At 51.5% G+C, this 19,205-nt stretch carries 10 protein-coding genes; 6 read left to right on the top strand and 4 right to left on the bottom strand.

Annotated features, from left to right (window positions below; translation table 11 throughout):
* Positions 1-71: 71 nt before the first annotated feature.
* Positions 72-899 carry a KilA-N domain-containing protein gene (locus MKQ68_RS06195; protein WP_264282536.1) on the bottom strand — a complete coding sequence of 276 codons (828 nt, stop codon included), beginning with the start codon at positions 897-899 and terminating at the stop codon, positions 72-74.
* 318 nt (positions 900-1,217) lie between these two features.
* On the opposite strand from MKQ68_RS06195, the gene MKQ68_RS06200 reads away from it, so the two are divergent.
* The 3 genes from MKQ68_RS06200 to MKQ68_RS06210 are packed head-to-tail and all read left to right on the top strand — an operon-like array spanning position 1,218 to position 5,410.
* A complete protein-coding gene (locus tag MKQ68_RS06200; protein WP_264282537.1) occupies positions 1,218-2,636 on the top strand; it encodes a glycogen synthase in 1,419 nt (472 codons plus the stop codon).
* A 3-nt stretch (positions 2,637-2,639) separates the two neighbouring features.
* On the top strand, positions 2,640-3,911 hold the full coding sequence (locus MKQ68_RS06205; RefSeq protein ID WP_264282538.1) for a glucose-1-phosphate adenylyltransferase: 1,272 nt from the start codon (positions 2,640-2,642) through the stop codon (positions 3,909-3,911).
* A 26-nt stretch (positions 3,912-3,937) separates the two neighbouring features.
* Positions 3,938-5,410, top strand: a complete 1,473-nt coding sequence (locus MKQ68_RS06210) for a glycoside hydrolase family 130 protein (protein ID WP_244840050.1) — start codon at positions 3,938-3,940, stop codon at positions 5,408-5,410.
* On the opposite strand, the gene MKQ68_RS06215 is transcribed toward MKQ68_RS06210, so the two are convergent.
* Both MKQ68_RS06215 and MKQ68_RS06220 read right to left on the bottom strand, forming a co-directional pair.
* Positions 5,402-6,412 (bottom strand): glycosyltransferase family 4 protein, encoded by a 1,011-nt coding sequence (locus MKQ68_RS06215; protein WP_264282539.1) that lies wholly within the window; start codon positions 6,410-6,412, stop codon positions 5,402-5,404. The genes MKQ68_RS06210 and MKQ68_RS06215 overlap by 9 nt on opposite strands.
* A 17-nt stretch (positions 6,413-6,429) precedes the next feature.
* A complete protein-coding gene (locus tag MKQ68_RS06220) occupies positions 6,430-8,715 on the bottom strand; it encodes a glycosyltransferase family 4 protein (RefSeq protein ID WP_264282540.1) in 2,286 nt (761 codons plus the stop codon).
* Positions 8,716-8,976: 261 nt separating this feature from the next.
* On the opposite strand from MKQ68_RS06220, the gene bshC reads away from it, so the two are divergent.
* The gene (gene bshC, locus MKQ68_RS06225) at positions 8,977-10,575 is read left to right on the top strand and encodes a bacillithiol biosynthesis cysteine-adding enzyme BshC (RefSeq protein ID WP_264282541.1); all 1,599 of its coding nucleotides are present in this window, start codon (positions 8,977-8,979) and stop codon (positions 10,573-10,575) included.
* Positions 10,576-10,652: 77 nt separating this feature from the next.
* Here bshC and MKQ68_RS06230 read toward each other — a convergent pair whose 3' ends face one another.
* A complete protein-coding gene (locus tag MKQ68_RS06230) occupies positions 10,653-12,917 on the bottom strand; it encodes an FUSC family protein (RefSeq protein ID WP_264282542.1) in 2,265 nt (754 codons plus the stop codon).
* 322 nt (positions 12,918-13,239) lie between these two features.
* On the opposite strand from MKQ68_RS06230, the gene smc reads away from it, so the two are divergent.
* Positions 13,240-16,770, top strand: coding sequence for a chromosome segregation protein SMC (gene smc / locus MKQ68_RS06235; protein WP_264282543.1), 3,531 nt, complete (start codon positions 13,240-13,242; stop codon positions 16,768-16,770).
* Between the two features lie 115 nt (positions 16,771-16,885).
* Positions 16,886-19,183, top strand: a complete 2,298-nt coding sequence (locus tag MKQ68_RS06240) for a DUF7133 domain-containing protein (protein ID WP_264282544.1) — start codon at positions 16,886-16,888, stop codon at positions 19,181-19,183.
* Positions 19,184-19,205 lie beyond the last annotated feature (22 nt).

A 19,205-nucleotide genomic window follows, 5' to 3' on the forward strand; every position in this document is an offset into this window, starting at 1 on the left:
CTGCATGCATCAGGAAAGGCCATCAGTCTAGGTCGGGGTGCTAATAATAAAACGTGGCGGGGGTGCAAAAGTTACAGCTTTTGCAGCGCGGATGTTTTTCGCAAAGATGTTAGTTGCGTGATAGCGGCCTCGCGCATCATCTCATATCGCTCTTTTTTACTGAAGTCTTTGTGGATGAGAATGGCGTTAAGACTTTCCAGGTTGGATAAAACGATCAGCTGAAATGTATCGGCACTATCGCGTATGGTGAGCCGGCGGGCGGCTTCTTCTGGATGCTGTTCCTTCCATTGTTTGGCGGTGAGGCCGAACAAGGCCAGGTTGATGAGGTCAGCTTCTTCTGCGTAAATGAATACGTCGTTCTTTTGCGGCACCTCTGCCCAGGGAATGAGTTTATCCTTTACTGCGTCTGTGTGGATGCGGTAGTTGGTGGCCGCCAAGGCACGCCGCAGGTCCCACTCCGCATGCCGCTCGCGGCCCTCCACCTCTTTTAGTCGCTGAAATTCCTTGATAAGGTACAGTTTGAACCCAGGGTTAATCCAGGCGGCGAACTCAAAGGCGATGTCCTTATGCGCGAACGTGCCGCCGTAGCGGCCAGATTTGGACAGGAGGCCTTGAGCATTAGTCTTGCCGATCCATTGCTGCGGCGATAATGTGAACCTATTGGTGCCAGCTTCGATTTTAAACTCCTCGAAATCGATTAGTTTAAAATCGGCATTGTAAAGTTGTTCCCACAAACCCAGGAACTCGATGGTGTCTTTCCGCCGAAGCCAGTTGCCGATTATGATGTGGCTGTTCGGAAGGTTTCGCACCATATCCGTCAACGATAAAAAATCTTCCTCGCGGTGACGGACAATATTGATCACGCTATCCTGCACGGTGATCGCTCTTTTCTTTGCCATTGGTGTATGATGATTTGAAGATTAAATTTACACCAGTTGCTTTGTACAGGTGGGTGAGAATATCCCGGTTTTACTTAAGCTGAAATCAGGTATGAAATAATTATATGTGTGAAGATGAAGTGTGCGACGCAACGGCGGCTTAATGGTTAAGCTTTGGCCTGGCTCATAAAAAAAATCAGGGACGCATACTTGAGTAGATACATTCTGCTTTACAGCTTGGTTACTGGCAATTAACGGCTTAAATTGCCGCAGGATCTGGCAAGGCCTTTGATTTCTGGATTTTCCTCTTTAACTTATATATCATTCATACATACAGGCATGGAAATTTTACACGTTAGCGCGGAATGTTACCCGGTAGCAAAAGTTGGCGGGCTGGCCGACGTAGTGGGGGCGCTCCCCAAGTACCAGCGCGATGCAGGCCACGTGGCCAAAGTCGTGATGCCCGCCTACAGGAATAAGTTTTTTCATAACAACGCTTTTGAGGTGGTACACCAGGCCGGCATGTGGCTGGGTCACGACTGGTACCACTTTAATGTGTACAAGGAAACAGGTAATGTACTGGGCTTCGACCTGTACCTGGTCGACATCCCGGGGCTGCTCGACCGCGAAGGGGTGTACGGTTACTATAATGACACGGAGCGTTTCCTGGGCTTCCAGGTAGCGGTGTGCGACTGGGTAAACGAATGGCAACACCACCCGGACGTCATGCATTGCCATGACCACCACACGGCATTGATCCCCTTTTTGCTGAAATATGGCTACAAGTATACACGGTTGGCGGAAATACCAACGGTGCTTACGATTCATAACGGACAATACCAGGGACAGTTCGGCTGGGACCGACAATACCTGCTGCCATCGTTCGACCTTTGGAAATCGGGGTTGCTGGAGTGGGCAGGGGCTATTAATCCGCTGGCCGCCGGTATCAAATCGGCCTGGAAGGTTAATACAGTGTCACCCAACTACATGCGCGAGCTGCTGAGCGAAGCGAACGGACTCGAAGCGTTGCTGAATTATGAAGTGGGTAAAACGACGGGCATCCTGAACGGGATCGATACGATGGTGTGGGATCCTGCCAAAGACCCCATGCTGGAATATAACTTTACGGCAACGACGGTAGAGAAAGGAAAGCGGGAGAACAAGCTGCGTATATGCGAGCAGTTTAACCTGAACCCCGATCTGCCGCTGTTTATATTTATTGGCAGGCTTGTTGATGATAAGGGCGCCGATTTGCTGCCGGAGATCATTGGTCGTTCGCTCCACGAATCGGGGAACAAAGCGAGCTTCCTGGTACTGGGCAGCGGCGATAAACATACGGAGTGGAGGTTGGAACAGACGCGCCTTTTTGCGCCGGATAACATGGCCGTATACATCGGTTATAACGAAGCCCTGGCTCACCAGTTGTACGCTGCGGCCGACTTCCTGCTGATGCCTTCAAGGGTGGAACCTTGCGGGCTGAACCAGATGTATGCATTGCGTTATGGTACCATACCGATCGTACGCATCACCGGCGGCCTGGCAGATACGGTAATCGACTTTGGCGACAAGGGCGGTTTCGGTATCCGATTTGTACATGCAGCTATATGGGATGCTTGTGCGGCCGTCAGAAGAGCATTAGAATTATTTGAAAAAAGGACCACGTTTAACAAGATCAGGAAAACGATACTAAAACTCGATCACTCTTGGAACAAGTCCGCACAAGAATATATAGATCTCTACACCAGTATAAAAAGCTAAAGTATGTCGAACCAGGTTATTTCAGTAATTCTCGGCGGTGGTGCCGGAACACGTTTGTATCCCCTCACTCGCAAACGCTCTAAACCGGCTGTTCCGGTAGGGGGCAAGTATCGTTTGGTGGACATCCCGATTTCCAACTGCCTGAATGCCGACCTACACCGTATTTTCGTGTTGACGCAGTTCAACTCTGCCTCACTGAATAAACACATCAAGAACACTTACTTCTTTTCGAACTTCTCCAAAGCGTTTGTAGACATCCTGGCGGCAGAACAAACGCCGGATAACCCTACCTGGTATCAGGGCACGGCCGATGCGGTGCGCCAGAGCCTGCACCACCTGGAGAACTTCGAGTTCGATTATGTACTGATCCTTTCCGGTGACCAGCTGTACCAGATGGACTTCTGCGAAATGATCGACCATCATATTGCACAAGGTGCGGACATCTCTATCGCTACCATCCCGGTAAATGCGAAAGATGCTACGGACTTTGGCATCCTTAAAACGGACGACCGCGGTTTTATCCACTCTTTTACGGAGAAGCCTAAAACAGGCCTGGAAAACTGGACGTCACCCGTGAGTGATGAGATGGATGCGCTGGGCCGTCGTTACCTGGCTTCTATGGGTATCTACATCTTTAACCGCAAACTGCTGTTCGACATGCTGCTGGAAACGCAGGCAGGTGCGGCGGACTTTGGTAAAGAGATACTGCCTTATGCTATTCAGCATCATAAAGTGTTAAGCTTCCAGTACACCGGTTACTGGACAGATATCGGTAATATTTCTTCCTTCTGGGAAGCCAACCTGGGACTGACCGACGAGATTCCGCAGTTCAACCTGTTTGATGAAGCGCAGACCATCTACTCCCGCGCACGTATGCTGCCACCTGCGAAGGTGTCGGTTGCCAGCATGGAGCGGGCAGTTATCTCCGACGGTTGTATCGTACAGGCGAAAAAGCTGGAGCGTGTGGTGCTGGGCATCCGTACCCGCGTTGGAATTGGCAGCGAGGTAACCAATACTTACATCATGGGGAACGACTTCTTTCAGACGCTGGAAGAGATAGCCAAATGGAAAGAGATTGGCCGACCGCTGATGGGGATTGGTGAAAACTGTGTGATCAATAACGCGATCATCGATAAGAATGCCTGCATCGGCAACAACGTGCACATCAACGGAGGGCCGCACCTGACGGACGGTGAATTTGAGAAATATACGGTAAAAGATGGCATTGTAGTTGTGAAGAAAGGAGCAGTGCTGCCCGATGGGTTTACCATCTAGCAGTGGTCCTTTTAAAACGATAGCATATGAGACTCTCCATTGAGCGCCAGAGTACCAGGATATACCCGGACATGAAGCGTGTAGTTGCACGCTTCTTTTATAACGGTGAACCAAGGGCAAAGGCGATCATTCAAAAGGTGCTGGAGATGAATGATCAGCAGGTAGATGTGATCATCACCCCGATACTCCGTGAATTTTCGAAGCGCCATCGCAACATTACGCGAATCTTCGAGCGCCATTGCGACAAACTTAAGAACGTTTTTACATCCATGAAGATCGATATGAGCAGCCTTTCGTACAAGCGAAGGCTGCTCATCGGATCTTACTTCACCAACGAATACTCCATTGAATCGGCTGCCTTCTTTAATCCTTCCATCGTGGAAGATGTGGACCAGAGTGGGTTAGAGGAAGGTGAAAAGCGGGTGATCATCAGCTTCAGGGCGGTAGGTGAAGGCCACGTATCCTCCATCGTGTTCCGCCGCGGGTTGATAGATAAGTTTAACAACGTTTCGTTTGTGCCTGCCGGTAGTTATGTAGATGAACCGGATATTGTCCGCAATTCTATTTACCAGAAAGAAACTTTCTTCCAGAACGCAGTATCCATCAAACTGCCCGACCCTATCATGCGTGAGGTGCAGGACAAGCTGCCCGAAAACTTCGAGTACGTCGCCCTCAAACAGGTGATCCGCGAAATGCAGCAGCGTTACCAGGTCGACCATGTGCTGAAGAAAAGCCTTGAGCGCCTGTTGTGGCTCGCCGACTCTTACTACGAGATCAACTTTTCGCTGGATACGGATATCTCCGACCGTGTGATTTTCCCTTATTCTGATGCGGAAAGCCGTGGTATTGAGGATGCCCGTTTCGTACGCTACACCAACGAAAAAGGAGAGGTGCGCTTCTACGCCACTTACACTGCCTTCGACGGGGTAACGATCCAGCCGAAACTGCTCGTCACCAAAGACTTCTATCACTTCAACATTATGCCGCTCTACGGCGAAGGCGCACAGAATAAAAACCTGGCACTGTTCCCCCGCAAGATCAACGGCAAATACGCGATGCTCTCCCGCATCGACGGTATCAACAACTACATTATGTACTCCGACCGGATCAACATCTGGGAAAATCCGCAGATCCTGCAAACACCGCGCTACCCCTGGGAGCTGGTGCAGATGGGCAACTGTGGCTCACCGATAGAGACAGAGGAAGGATGGTTGCTGATCTCCCACGGCGTTGGACCTATGCGTACTTATTGCATCGGCGTCAGCCTGCTGGACATTAACGATCCGCAAAAGGAAATCGGCCGCCTGCGCGAACCGCTGGTGATCCCAAATAAGGACGAGCGTGAAGGATATGTTCCCAACGTGCTGTACTCCTGCGGTTCCATGATCAACAACGATACACTGATCATCCCATACGGCCTGTCTGACTACGCTTCGGGCTTCGCCAACGTTTCCTTAAAGAAGTTATTGAATAAGATTAAAGAGGATGGTTTAGGATAAGATTTGCTGGTACACGGCAATGTAGTCCTCTACCATTTTCTCCCGGCTGAACTTAGCGGCTGCATGCTCCCGGCAGTGCGGTCGCTGAATGCTGCCCAGTTGTGCCACCGCCGCTACGGCTTCGTCCTCCGAACTAACGAGAAAGCCTGTACGCTCATGCGCTATTAACTCGGGCATAGATCCGCGGTTGTAGGCGATAACGGGCGTACCGCATAACATCGACTCGGCTACGCTCAGGCCGAAAGGTTCCTCAAAATGGATGGGATGCAACAGTGCGAGGGCGTTGCCCAGTAACTTGTTACGCATGTCCGGTCCGGCAGCGCCTACATACTGCACCTGTTCATTGTCTATTAAGGGTTCCACCTGTTCGCGGAAGTAACCCGCGTCCTGAACAATGCCTGCAATGATGATACGTTTGCCGCTTTTAACCGCAATGCGCACCGCATCTGCCGTGCCTTTGTGCGGATGGATGCGGCCGAAATACAGCAGGTAATCGTCATCCGGCTTTTCCACGAAGGTGAAGGTGTTTACATCCAGACCATTATACACCGTGGCCGCGTAATGCAGCGAAGGATGCCGGTCGCTTTCACTGATGGAAACGTAGTGGTTGTTGCCGTTAAACCGCTGGTACACCGGTAATATCTTTTCGGACGAAAACCCGTGAATGGTAGTCACCATCGGTGTTTTCACAAAAGGGGTGTAGGTGAGGGGCAGGAAGTCGAAGTGATTGTGCAGGATGTCGAACTGCCGCGCATGTTCCATAAAGTGGCTGATGTGGAGGCACTCCAGCACTTTAGCGTCCTGGTTGCGGTCTTCTTCATAACCGCGGGGGCAAATGGAATATAAGGTGCCAGCTGTCTGGGAGTCGCCGGTAGCAAACAGGCTTACGTCAAAGCCTTTTGCCACCAGCCCTTCCGCAACATTGGAGGCTACCTGTTCCCAGGGACCATAATGTTGCGGAGGGGTGCGCCAGGCCACTGGCGCGAGGATGGCTATTTTCATAGAATGTATCTCGTCTCTTAACTGATCTTGCTGCTCAACACACTGGCGGTAATGAGCGTAGTTTGCACCGGTTTTTCCTGGCGCAGTGCTTCTGCTTCTTTTAATACGGAAAGGTGGGAAATGAGGTACGCTAATGTGCTTTCTGCTCCCTGGTTCCGGTTGATGCTGCCTTGTTGCAGGCCATCGCAGCAACCATGCGTTTCGCTGTCATACAGCGGTACGCGCAGGGAATTCTCTCCCAGGAACCAACGATAAGCGGTATACATTTTTTCCAGGTGATCGCGCTCGTTGCTCACCGCGTAGGCTTGCTGGTAAAGCAATACCATCGCCATGGTCTCGATCGCCTGCTGGTCGTATTTCGGACTGCATTTGCCGGGTTGGTGCCAGCCATCGTTGCCTACCGGCGTAAGATAGCCGTCGCACATGGTGATCTGCTCCAGGAATTCGATGCTTTCCATGGCTATGCGGTACGTTCTTTCATCGCCGGTTACTTCATATGCATGCAGCAGCGCCAGTGGCAGAATGCCGTTATCGTAGCTCATATTGTATTCAAACCAGCGCCAGTCGTCGGTGTGGTTGCGGTCGTAGCTATCCAGCAAAGGCTGGATCAAAATATCCAACAGTTTAAACATGCCTTCGTCAGTAGGGTGATAGGCCAGGTAGTGACTTACACCGATGGCCGCATTGGCCCGACCACGCAGGTGTTCCATGGTGGCGAAGTGTTGGGTAGAGCGGTGGAACAGTTCCTGTGCAAACTCGCGGTAAGAGTTGTTAGGCGCGAATCGCACCAGGTAACCCAAAGCCCACACCGTGCGACCGAAGCTATCTTCAGAACCTACTTCATCGAGGTACTGGCGGCTAAAGCTCAGGAAGTTGCGGAAGTTACCGTCCTCCCGCTGCATGTATTGGATGAAGCTCAGGTAGGTGGTAATCAGTTCCAGCGATTCTTTATTCCGGCGGTAGTGTTGTGCCATCAGCATCATCATCAGCGCGCGGGAGTTATCGTCCAGGCAATAACCTTCCTTCAGGTTGGGAATGCCATATTTGGCATGTTGAACAATTCCGGTGTCGTCTGTAAGCCTGCGTATATGCGACAGGTTTAGCGGAGATATATTCGTGATATCTGGTATCGGCTTGGTGTTTACCACGGTTGGGCGTGGTGTAGCCAGTATTTTACGGGCCAGCTGGCGGTAACGGGCACCCATCTGTGACCATTGCAGCTTTTTACCGTAGGTAGCCGAGTTTTGCTTCAGCTCCCGCAATTTGCCAGGCGTATCCAGCAAATCGTTTACGCACTTGGCCAGCTGCTGACTGTTCTTAAAGTCGAACAGCAGTCCGCGATCGTTGGCCAGCAGTTCTTTCGCATACCAGTAAGGTGTAGAGATCACTGCCGATCCTGCGCCTAGCGCGTAGGTGAGCGTACCGCTGGTAATCTGTGCTTCGCTGAGGTACGGTGTTACGTAAATATCGCAGCAGGTAAGATAGGCGAACAGTTCTTTCTCTGACAGGAAGCGGTTGAGGAACAGCACATGGTTCTCGAGTTGCAGATCTTCCACCATCTTCTGCAGGCTGTCGCGGTACTCGTCGCCTGCATGGCGCAGTACGGCCGGGTGCGTTGCACCTGCTACTATATATAATACGTCCGGATGTTTTTCAATCACTGCCGGCAGTGCCTGTATCACCGTTTCTATGCCCTTGTTGCGGCTCAGCAGACCGAAAGTAAATATCAGCTTACGCTTTAAAGTGTTTGATACCAGGTATTGTTGCGGATTGGTGAGTTCCGAAAAGTCGGGCACGCCATGTTCGATCAGCTGCACTTTTTCAGAAGATACACCATATATATTCACCAGGAAGTCGATGGCCAACTGGCTCATCACCACGATGCGCGAAGCGCGCTGGGCAATTTCACGTACGATTGACTTCTGGATAAATGATGGTTCTTTTAATACCGTATGGAAGGTTACGAAGAAAGGAATCTCCAGCGCATGCAGCAACGGCAGCAGGTAAACGCCATTGTCGCCCCCGAAAATGCCAAATTCATGCTGCACGATGCAGATGTCGGCCCCGCTCTGGTTAATAAAGCGCGCCGCTTCATGATAATCCTCCAGGTGTTGCTGCCGTATTACATGCTCCACCTCCGACGGGTAATCATATTTCTGATCGCTGTCGTTGATGGCTATAACGGCCACTTCCGGTTTCTCTTCTTTACTTCCGCAAGCCACCATGGATTGCACCAGGTGATTGGTAAACGTGGCGATCCCGCATTCTCTGGGAGGATAAGAGGCAATGTACGCTATCTTCATATAATTCGGTTTATGGTATTACTTGTGTCTGTTTCAGGTTTTTAGGGGCAGGGGTGGTCATTCCCGGACAGGATATATTGACAAAAAGCCAGCCATTCACTATTTCATAATGTATTGCGACTGTAAGATGTGGACGATGTGTGGAGCAACTGTGAAAAATAACCGGCAAACAGTGGATTGGCACACTCAGCCAAAAAATGCTTGTTCCACCATCAAAATCCCTAAATTCGTGCATTCATTTTTTGATCCACATACGCAATTATGAAGCAGGGCGTTCATCATATACCTTATAGTGAGACGGGTTTTTTTAGTCAGTTGGTAGCCGATTTCCTGGCAGAACATCCCTCCATCAGGCCTTTTTATCAATATTCCCCGGTGAAGCCCGACTTCGAGGCGGCCATCCGGGCCAAAAGCACGCAGCCGCTCGACAGGGAACTGCTGGTAAAGGCGCTGACCGTACAATATAGCCAGCTGGAGCAGGACGAGCAGGTAAAAGCCAATATTCAATTGCTGGGTCAGGCAGATACGTATTCTGTTTGTACCGCACACCAGCCTAATATTTTCACAGGTTATCTTTATTTCATATGTAAGATCCTTCAGACCATCAAACTCGCGGGTGAGCTGACAGCGCAGTTCCCGGGCAAACACTTCGTACCTGTTTATTATATGGGCAGTGAGGATGCCGATCTGGACGAGTTGGGGAGCATCTACCTCGGTAACGAAAAACTTACCTGGAAAACCGACCAGGCAGGTGCCGTAGGCCGTATGAAGACGGACGGCCTGCAGCCGATGATCGACGGCATCATGAAACACGTCGGCTACGGCCCGCATGCCGCTGAGCTGAAGGAAATGCTCGACGAGGCCTACTTACATCACGAAAACATTCAGGAGGCTACTTTGTATCTCGTTAACCGCCTGTTCGGCCGTTACGGGCTGGTGGTGCTGGTGCCGGATACTCCGTTGTTCAAGCAGCAGATCAAACATGTGTTAAAGGAAGAACTCTGGCAGCAATCGTCTTACAAAGTAGTTTCCGCTACCACCGAGAAAATATTGCAGCATCATAAGGTACAGGCGTCGCCCCGGGAAATTAACCTGTTTTATCTCCAGGAAGGCTCCCGCGAACGTATTGTAAAAGAGGGAGAGGTTTGGAAGGTGTTACATACGAACGTGGAGTTCAATGAGCAATCCCTGAAACGTGAGATTGACGAGCATCCTGAGCGCTTTAGCCCCAACGTTATTCTCCGCGGTATTCTGCAGGAAACGATCCTGCCAAACATCGCTTTCATCGGCGGTGGCGGCGAAATCGCTTATTGGGTGGAGCTGAAAGCGCTGTTCGGGCATCATAACGTGCCGTACCCGGTATTGCTGCTGCGTAATTCCTTTTTATGGGTAGATAAGTTTTCTGCCGAACGTTTGCAGAAGCTGAACATCTCCATCACCGAGTTTTTCCAGGAAACAGAGTTGCTGATCAACAGTTTCGTGCTGAAGCATACCAACGCTAACCTGGTACTCAAAAAGGAATATGACGATATCGAGATCCTGTTCGCCCAGATGGAAACCAAGGCGAAGAGCATCGACGTTACGCTGGTCGCCTCCGTGAATGCGGAGCTGAAAAAAGCCATGAAATCGCTGGGTAAGATCGAACATAAGTTCCTGCGGGCAGAAAAGAAGAAGTTCGCCTGGCAGTCGGAGCAGATCCGTCAGCTGAAGGCGCGCCTGTTCCCCGGCAACTCGTTGCAGGAGCGGCGCGAGAACTTCCTGCCTTACTACGCCGAACATGGACCGGCATTCTTCGACCGGCTGCTGGAGGCGTTAACGCCTGTTACGGACAAATTCTGTGTAATTACGGAGGAGGCTTAGTCGTTAGGGCTGTTTGCCAACCATCACCCGACCATCACCCAACCATCACCCAACCATCCGATCCGGGTTTGATCCGGCTATTTTCCGATACCAGCCAGCTTCACCGGTTCATGCAAGGCCTTCGCATGCACCGCCGCTTTCTTCATATCTTTTAGCACAGAATAGATCGCATGTAGCTGATCACGCACGTGTTTGATCTCCAACAGCTCTTCCCGGGCGGGCGTATTGCCCTGTCCCTGGTTAATTTCCTCCTGGCGGGTGGCTATTACCGTGTCAAGATGTGCTTCCAGCTCCTGGAACGCGCCGAGTTTCGGCATGTCTTCCAGGTGGCCGCCCGTGTTCATGAAATGTTCTACCTGGTCGATGATCGTTACTATGTAGTCGGCAATAGCGCCGTACTCCACGCGTGGGTAACGTATCTGGTGCTGCAGGCCGTAGTGCGCCAGCTGCGCGATGTGGGAGGAAAAAGAGTGGCTCAACACCACGAAATGATATACTTCTGACCCGTTCTTCTGCTTATTCTTCGGCTCGGACAACATCCGCTGGAAGGCCGCCATGAGGTTGGCGGTACTCACATGCACGTCTTTACGCGCCAGTTTGTAATCTGTGAGGGAGAATGCCTGCCCGGTATACAACTTCATCACTTGGACAAAATACTGGCGGTTGGCGTGCAGCATCTTAAACATGTAATCGGGCAAAAAGCGGTATTCCCAGCTGGGCCAGAAGATGTAGTTGTACGTAAACGCCAGCGCGCCGCCGATGAGGGTATCTAATACCCGCAGACTGATATTCTGGAAGTCGGCAGGGTAGAGGAAGTGCAGCAGGAAAACGATAAACGGTGTCGTAAAGATCACGCTCACCGTATAATTGTACGTCATAAAACTATACGAGCCGATAATACAGATCAGCATGATCACGAATATAGCCGTATGGTTTTGGGTGAGAAACAGCACGCCCACCGCGAACAGTGCCCCGATGATCGTGCCGATCATACGCTGGTAACTGCGCGATTTGGTCATGCTGAAGCCCGGCTTCATGATCACCACGATCGTCAGCAGGATCCAGTAGGTGCGGCTGATGTCCAGGGCGTGGCCCAGCAGGTAACCGGTCACAATGGCCAGACTGGTACGTACGCCGTGCCGGAAGAGGTGCGAGTTAAAGGATAAGTTGTTACGGAAGGTTTCGAAGTCATAACGCTGGCGGGTCGTAAACTTCGACAGTTCAAGCTGCGGATCTATTTCTTCGTCTTTCACCCGCTCCAGCCTTGTAAGACGGTGCAGGTTGTAAATACGTTGCGCGATGTGCTGCAGGTTGTCCACTACGTTGCTGAGCGGCAGCAGCTTGATGCTTCGTTCGCGCAGCGTAGGCATGCTGTCGCGCAGGGCTTCTATCTCCCGTTTTACCTTTTCGATCTCCAGCTTCAGGTTCATTTTCGGCAGGGAGCGTTGTCCTGAGGCGACGGACATCCCTATAGACTCCAGTTCCTCCGTTACCTGTAGTATCGTGCTGTGCAACTGGCTAAGCAGGGGCGTGCCTTTAAAGTTTTGCTGAAGGGAGGTGTAGTCAATCTGTGAGGCCATGATCTCCTCCTGCATATCCACCATATGCAGGAAAATGAGCACCATACTTTTGCTTATACTCGTTGTACCCTGTTGGGCGGAACGCATCTTCAGCAGCAGCTCGCGCACCGCTTCCTGCCGCTCGCTTACCAGTACTTGTTGGGCAAGTACAGCTTTATAGTTCTCGGTGATGTCAATGTCGTCCTTATAAAAGTTCGCCCGCAGGCGCAGGTAGTCGGCCGTTTCCTGGATGCAGTCGCCCAGCGTTTGCTGTATCGTGAGGTAAGGGCGAATTTGCCAGAGCAGCAGTGCGAGCAGGGAGTACCATATACAGCCCGACAGTACCAGCAACGAGGCCTCCAGGGCTTTCGCCATGGGGTATTGCTCGCCAATCGTGGACACCATCACCAGCAAACACCCGATCCCGATATTGCCGCCCCGGTTGCCATACACCAGTAACATTGCGAAGAAGAAGCTGCAAATAGCCACCCATCCTGCCGTTAGCCACACATTGGAGGCTACCAGTCCGGTTACAAGGGCCGTAATAAAAATGAGTGTAGTGCTGATGAGCAGCCCGTTCCGCTTGTGTATGATCGTGCCTGGTACATCGGCCAGGGCGGTACAAAGCGCGCCCATAGAAATGGCAATGCCCACGTCCAGGCGGCCCTGCAGCGCAAATATCACCGACGGAACAACAACGCTCAGGGATACGCGCAACCCGTTGCTGAAATGGTAACTATAGAGAAATGCCTTTACTTCCTTGAGCCAACGTTCTGTCTGCAAACGAATGAAATTGATTTAATTACAAAGGTACAATTAACTGCATTCCGAAAAGCGCAAATGATGTGCCCGTTCATCGCACTTCTTGCCTTATCTATCTTAAAAATATTAATTATCAGTCTATTAAGCCAGCACATAAAGCCTTATCAACAACTGTGCATAAAAAATCGGGCATCTTATCAGGGAGACGATTAAATTACGAATCCTTTTTAACCATACCTCGACAGAAAATCCTGCTAATCGCTTGGTTCCCAGGCCAATGGCTAATTTTAACGGGGGAATGGTTTAAAATTATATCTTTGACGGCTTATTTAAAAAAGGACCAGTGCGCTTAAAAACATTAGAGATCAAAGGATTTAAAAGTTTTGCCGATAAAACCGTTCTGCACTTCGATGAGGGCGTAACGGGCGTTATCGGGCCTAACGGCTGCGGCAAAAGTAATATTATCGACTCTATCCGCTGGGTGATAGGGGAGCACAAGATCAGCAACCTGCGTTCCGAAAACCAGGCCGGACTTGTATTCAACGGGTCCCGCACGCGCTCCGCCTCCGGCATGGCCGAGGTTAGCCTCACTTTTGAAAATACCAAGAACGTACTTCCTACCGAGTTTACTACGGTAACTATTACACGTAAATTCTATAAAAACGGCGATTCCGAATACCGCCTCAACGATGTCGCCTGCCGCCTGAAAGACATTCACAACCTCTTTATGGACACTGGGGTGAGCACTGACTCCTACGCCATTATCGAGCTGGGCATGGTAGACGATATCATCAAGGATAAGGAAAACAGCCGCCGCCGCATGCTGGAACAGGCAGCCGGTATCTCTATCTACAAAACCCGTAAGAAAGAGGCCAAAGCCAAGCTGGACGCCACCGAGGGTGACCTGAACCGTATAGAGGACTTGCTTTTCGAGATCAACAATAACCTGAAAACGCTCGAAAGCCAGGCCCGTAAGGCAGAACGCTTCTACGAAATCAAAAAGGAATACAAAGAGATCAGTATAGAACTGGCCAAGGCCGCCCTGGAAGGCTTTAACGTAACCTTCCGCGACCTTACCGACCAGCAACAGGCCGAGATCGACAAGAAAGCGGCACTCGAAGCGGAAATAGCTACGGAAGAGGCTTCGGTGGAAGAGGATAAACTGCACTTCGTGGCCAAAGAGCGCGAACTGCAGGTGTTACAGCGCTCCTTCAACGAGCTCGTATCCACCATCCGTACCAAAGAGAACGATAAAAACCTGGCCTCGCAACAGTTGACGTACATGCGCGAAAGGGAAAAGAACCTCAGCGACTTCCTCAACAACGCGGAAAGCAATCTACAGGGCCTCACGGAATCGATCAGCTTTACGCAAAGGCAAAGCGAAGAAGAAGCCGAGGTGTTCGAATCGATGCAGGACGAACTGGAAACCCTGCAGGAAATGGTGGACGGCAAAAAGGAACAGTTCCATCAAAAGAAACAACAACTCGAAAACCTGCGCCGCGACCAGCAACAATGGCAACGCCAGCAGTTCGAGGCCGAAAAGAAAGTAGCGGTAGCCGATACGTCTGTACAAAACCTGCAACGCAGCATTCAACAGTTACAGGAAGAAAAAACAGCCCGCGAAACACAGATCGCGCAGTTGAAAGACGAAAAGGAAATTCTCCAGGATACTGTCGATCAGCGGAAAGACGAACTGGAAGAGATGGTGCGCTTCCAGGAGGAGACGAAAAGTAAGATACTCGCCACGCAGTCGGACATTGAATCGCTGCGCGATAAACTGGTAGATGAGAACCGTAAACTGGACAGCCGCAAGAACGAGTATGACCTGTTAAAATCACTTGTAGACAGCCTCGAAGGTTACCCGGAGAGCATCAAGTTCCTCAAGAAAAATAACGAATGGAATAATAAAGCGCCCATCCTGAGTGATGTGTTTTTCTGTAAGGAAGAATACCGCACTTGCGTGGAAAACCTGCTGGAGCCGTACCTGAACTACTATGTGGTGAACAATGCGGAAGAAGCGGTACAGGCTATTCACCTGCTGGATGCGAACAAGAAAGGAAAGGCGAACTTCTTCATTCTTGACCAGTTCAACCACCAGGCGGGCACGCTGTTTACGCCTCCGGGCAGCATTCCTGCGCTGGATGTAGTGGAGATCGACGAAAAGTACAAAGGCCTGGGCAACTACCTGCTGGCTAAAGTATTTATTACGGAAGATGTTACCGCTATCGATTTTGGCCAGCTGCCCGAACAGGATGTGCTGATCATAGAGAAAAGCGGCCGTATGCACCGCGGTAAGTACAGCTTCAGCGGTGGTTCTGTAGGACTGTTCGAAGGTAAGAAGCTCGGTCGTGCCAAAAACCTGGAGAAGCTGGAAGCAGAGATCCGCGATCTCGAGAACGTTGTAGGCGATTTGAAAGACGCCATCCAGGCGAAACATAACGAAGTGCTGGGCTATAACAGCCAGTTGAACGAGAACAACATCAACGCGGCGAAAGAGCGCATCAACCAGTTAAATAACCAGGTTTTTGGCCTGCAGAACAGGATCGAGAACTTCCACCACCTCATCGAGACGGGCGACAAACGCCTGGCCGAAATGCAGCAGTCGTTGCAAACCAACATCGACAGTATTTCCGGCGTGCGTGATGAACTGGACTCCCTCAACGATCGGGTGCATGTGCTGCACGATAGCATCGTAGAGGCCGATCGTGCAGCACAGGAAGCCGAATCGCAGTTTAACCAGGCGAACGTACAGTTCAATAACCAGAACCTGCAACATACCAGGCAGCAAAGTAAGGTAGCCGGCCTGAAACAGGAACTGGAGTTTAAACGCAAACAGTTAAGTGACCTGCACATCCAGATCACGAATAATAAAGCCCAGTTGGAAGATACCGTAGCCAACCTGGCCGCGGCCGAAGACAAGCTGGCCTCCGCTGAAGACGGACTCGTGGAATTGTTCCGCAAGAAAGAAGAGGAGGAGAAAGACCTGAACGAAAAGGACCAGGAATACTACAACTTCCGCAACATGCTGCAGGAACGCGAAAGCGCCCTGCGCGCCAAACAGCGTAGCCGCGAGCAGATGGACCAGGCGCTCACCATCATCAAAGACAAGGTGAACGAACTGAAGCTGCAGCTCGCCTCTATGAAAGAGCGTTTGAGCGTGGAGTTTAAAGTAAACCTCGACGAAATACTCGACGAAGCCCGCAGCAGCGCGCTCTCTGTAGACGAACTGACCGGCAGCGCCGAACGCCTGAAGAAACGCCTCGAGAACATGGGTGAGATTAACCCCACGGCGATCGAAGCGTATACGGAAATGAAGAAACGTTACGAGTTCATCCTCGAACAAAAGAACGACCTGGTAAATGCGAAAGAATCCCTGCTGGCCACGATCCAGGAGGTAGAAACCACCGCTAACCAGAAGTTCCTCGATACCTTTAACCAGGTGAAGGAAAACTTCATCCGCGTATTTAAGGCCCTCTTTACCGAAGAAGACCAGTGTGACATGATCCTCAACGATCCGTCTAACCTGGCCGATACCGGTATCGAGATCATCGCGAAACCGAAAGGTAAACGTCCTGCCGCGATCACGCAGCTGTCGGGTGGAGAGAAGACCCTTACCGCTACCGCGTTGCTGTTCGCGATCTACCTGATCAAACCCGCGCCGTTCTGTATCCTCGATGAGGTGGATGCGCCGCTGGACGATGCCAACGTAGGCAAGTTCACAAACATGATCCGCAAGTTCTCCGATAACTCACAGTTCATCATCGTAACGCACAACAAGCAAACGATGGCGGCGGTAGACGTGATTTATGGGGTAACCATGCAGGAACCGGGTGTAAGTAAGCTGGTGCCGGTGGATTTCAGGAGCCTGAACTAACCACTCATTGAGCGCTCGTCCCGTTTAATCTATTTTTAAGCAGATTTGGATATTTTCCTACTATTTTAGTGCGCACCGTTCCAAAGGAACGGTGTTTTTGCAATCGATAGAAAGAATGAAGATACGCAGCCAACATCTCTTATTGCCTCTGTTACTCAGCCTGCTGGCAGGTGCCTGCAAGCAACATTCCACGCCAGAACAGAAACGCGCAGCCGACTCGCTGGCCGCCCGGAAAGAATTTGCCAGTTCTCCTGTGTTATCCGCGCAGGAAAGTCTCGCCCAACTCCACGTTGAAAAAGGTTTTGACATTACCCTCGCCGCCTCCGAACCGCTAGTCGTGGCGCCCGTTGCCATGAGCTTCGACGAGCGTGGCCGCATGTGGGTGGTGGAAATGATGGGCTACATGCCCGACACCGTTGGTACAGGGGAAGACATGCGGAACGGTAGTATTGCTATTCTGGAAGATACCAACAAAGACGGCGTAGCCGATAAACGCACGGTGTTCCTCGATTCCCTTGTGCTGCCACGTGCCGTTTGCCTTATAGAGAATGGCGTACTGGTCGCTGTGCCACCTTACCTCTGGTACATTGAACGTAACGGCGATGCGCCGGGTCGCAGAACTTTGGTCGACAGTACCTATGCCGTAGAAGGCAATGTGGAGCACCAGCCGAACGGACTGCTGCGCGCGATGGACAACTGGATCTATAATGCGAAGTCAGACAAACGATACCGTAAAAAAGGCAACCAATGGCTGATCGAGAAAACTCACTTCCGTGGCCAATGGGGCATCTCGCAGGATAACTACGGCCGCCTGTACGTAAACAACAACTCCGTAAACTTAGAGGGCGACTACTTTCCGCCAGGTTTCGGTGCCGGCAACAGCAGCCAGCGCGACGTAGGCGGTTACACCGAACGTGTTGTGCGCAACAACCGCGTATACCCGATGCGCGCTACGCCGGGTGTAAACCGTGGCTATACGAAGAATACGCTCACCGATAGTCTGCGTCTTGCTAACTTCACCGCTGCCTGCGGACCGCTCGTATACCGTGGCGCCTTATTCGGCGCGGCTTACGACAACAACGCTTTTGTAGCAGAACCCGCGGGCAACCTGATCAAACGAAACATCCTGAAGGACAGTGGCTACGCCGTTACCGGCCGGCAGGCGTATGCGGACAGCGAGTTCGTGGCCAGTACAGACGAGCGCTTTCGCCCGGTGAATCTATCGACAGGCCCAGATGGAGCGATCTACGTACTCGACATGTATCGCGGCATCATCCAGCATAAAACTTACCTCACCGATTACCTGAAGAACGAGATACGGATGCGCAACCTCAGCCTGCCGCTGAACTGTGGACGCATCTACCGCATTGCACCGAAAGGCAAAGCCGCAACCATGCCTGACTTCAACGTATCGCCGGCCGGTCTGGTCGCGCTGCTCGATCATCCGAACGGGTGGGTGCGCGATATGGCGCAGCAGTTATTGGTAGACAGGCGGCCTGCAGAAGCCATCGCTCCGTTAAAGGCGCGGCTGGCCAATACCGCACAACCCATCGGCGCCTTGCATGCCCTCTGGACGCTCGAAGGCATGAACGCCCTGGACTTCGACCTGGTACGACCGCTGTTGCTACAAGGCGACGCGCAGCTGAAACAACAGGCAATGGCTACGTTGCCTGCGGTGCTCAATAACAGTAATCAGGCGGCCATTATCGCCCTGCTCAAAACATTTGACGCCGATCCCCGCACCGCGCCGATGCTCGGTTATTTACTGCCTTTCCTGCGGAAATACGACGCGCCTGCTGCGGATAACCTGCTCACCCAGCTAAGCCGCCTGTACGCCGACGATCGTTACGTAGCCGATGCGCTCATCAGCGCAGCCCCCGGCCGGGAAAAGGAACTGTTGCAGAGCATCACTGCCTGGAACAGCGATACAGCACTCGTCATCAACAAACGCCTGCAAAAAGTGCTGCGCGATATCTCGGAGAGTAAGAAGGCCAAACTAAGTGAAGCTGTGTTGAATGAATACCCCCGCGGTTACAAGATCTTCACTACGGTTTGCCAAACCTGCCACGGCCCTGATGGCAATGGTATACAGTCACTGGCGCCACCGCTGAACGAATCGCAGTGGGTGAACGGTGAACGCGAGCGCCTGATCGCTATCGTGCTGTTTGGGCTTACCGGTCCGGTAGAGGTGAATGGCAAGGTGTACAAAGCGCCTGAGATCAGCGGGGATATGCCGGGCATTGGTAACAATGACGAGTTCTCCGATGCGGACATCGCGCAGTTATTGAGCTTTTTGCGTAAGGCCTGGAGTAATAATGCCGATAAGATTACGGATAAGGATGTGAAAGCCACACGCCTGAAGCTGAAAGGCAGGCAGAAAGCATTTACGGTGGAAGAATTATTGAAACTATGATGATATAGATATGGAATTTTGC

The sequence above is a fragment of the Chitinophaga horti genome, from assembly GCF_022867795.2.
Classification (GTDB): domain Bacteria; phylum Bacteroidota; class Bacteroidia; order Chitinophagales; family Chitinophagaceae; genus Chitinophaga; species Chitinophaga horti.

Excerpts from the sequence above, each read along its gene's own strand:
- MKQ68_RS06200 (WP_264282537.1), top strand. The coding sequence starts at position 1,218 with ATGGAAATTTTACACGTTAGCGCGGAATGTTACCCGGTAGCAAAAGTT.
- MKQ68_RS06195 (WP_264282536.1), bottom strand. The coding sequence starts at position 899 with ATGGCAAAGAAAAGAGCGATCACCGTGCAGGATAGCGTGATCAATATT.
- MKQ68_RS06240 (WP_264282544.1), top strand. The coding sequence starts at position 16,886 with ATGAAGATACGCAGCCAACATCTCTTATTGCCTCTGTTACTCAGCCTG.
- MKQ68_RS06205 (WP_264282538.1), top strand. The coding sequence starts at position 2,640 with ATGTCGAACCAGGTTATTTCAGTAATTCTCGGCGGTGGTGCCGGAACA.
- MKQ68_RS06210 (WP_244840050.1), top strand. The coding sequence starts at position 3,938 with ATGAGACTCTCCATTGAGCGCCAGAGTACCAGGATATACCCGGACATG.
- MKQ68_RS06215 (WP_264282539.1), bottom strand. The coding sequence starts at position 6,412 with ATGAAAATAGCCATCCTCGCGCCAGTGGCCTGGCGCACCCCTCCGCAA.
- MKQ68_RS06220 (WP_264282540.1), bottom strand. The coding sequence starts at position 8,715 with ATGAAGATAGCGTACATTGCCTCTTATCCTCCCAGAGAATGCGGGATC.
- bshC (WP_264282541.1), top strand. The coding sequence starts at position 8,977 with ATGAAGCAGGGCGTTCATCATATACCTTATAGTGAGACGGGTTTTTTT.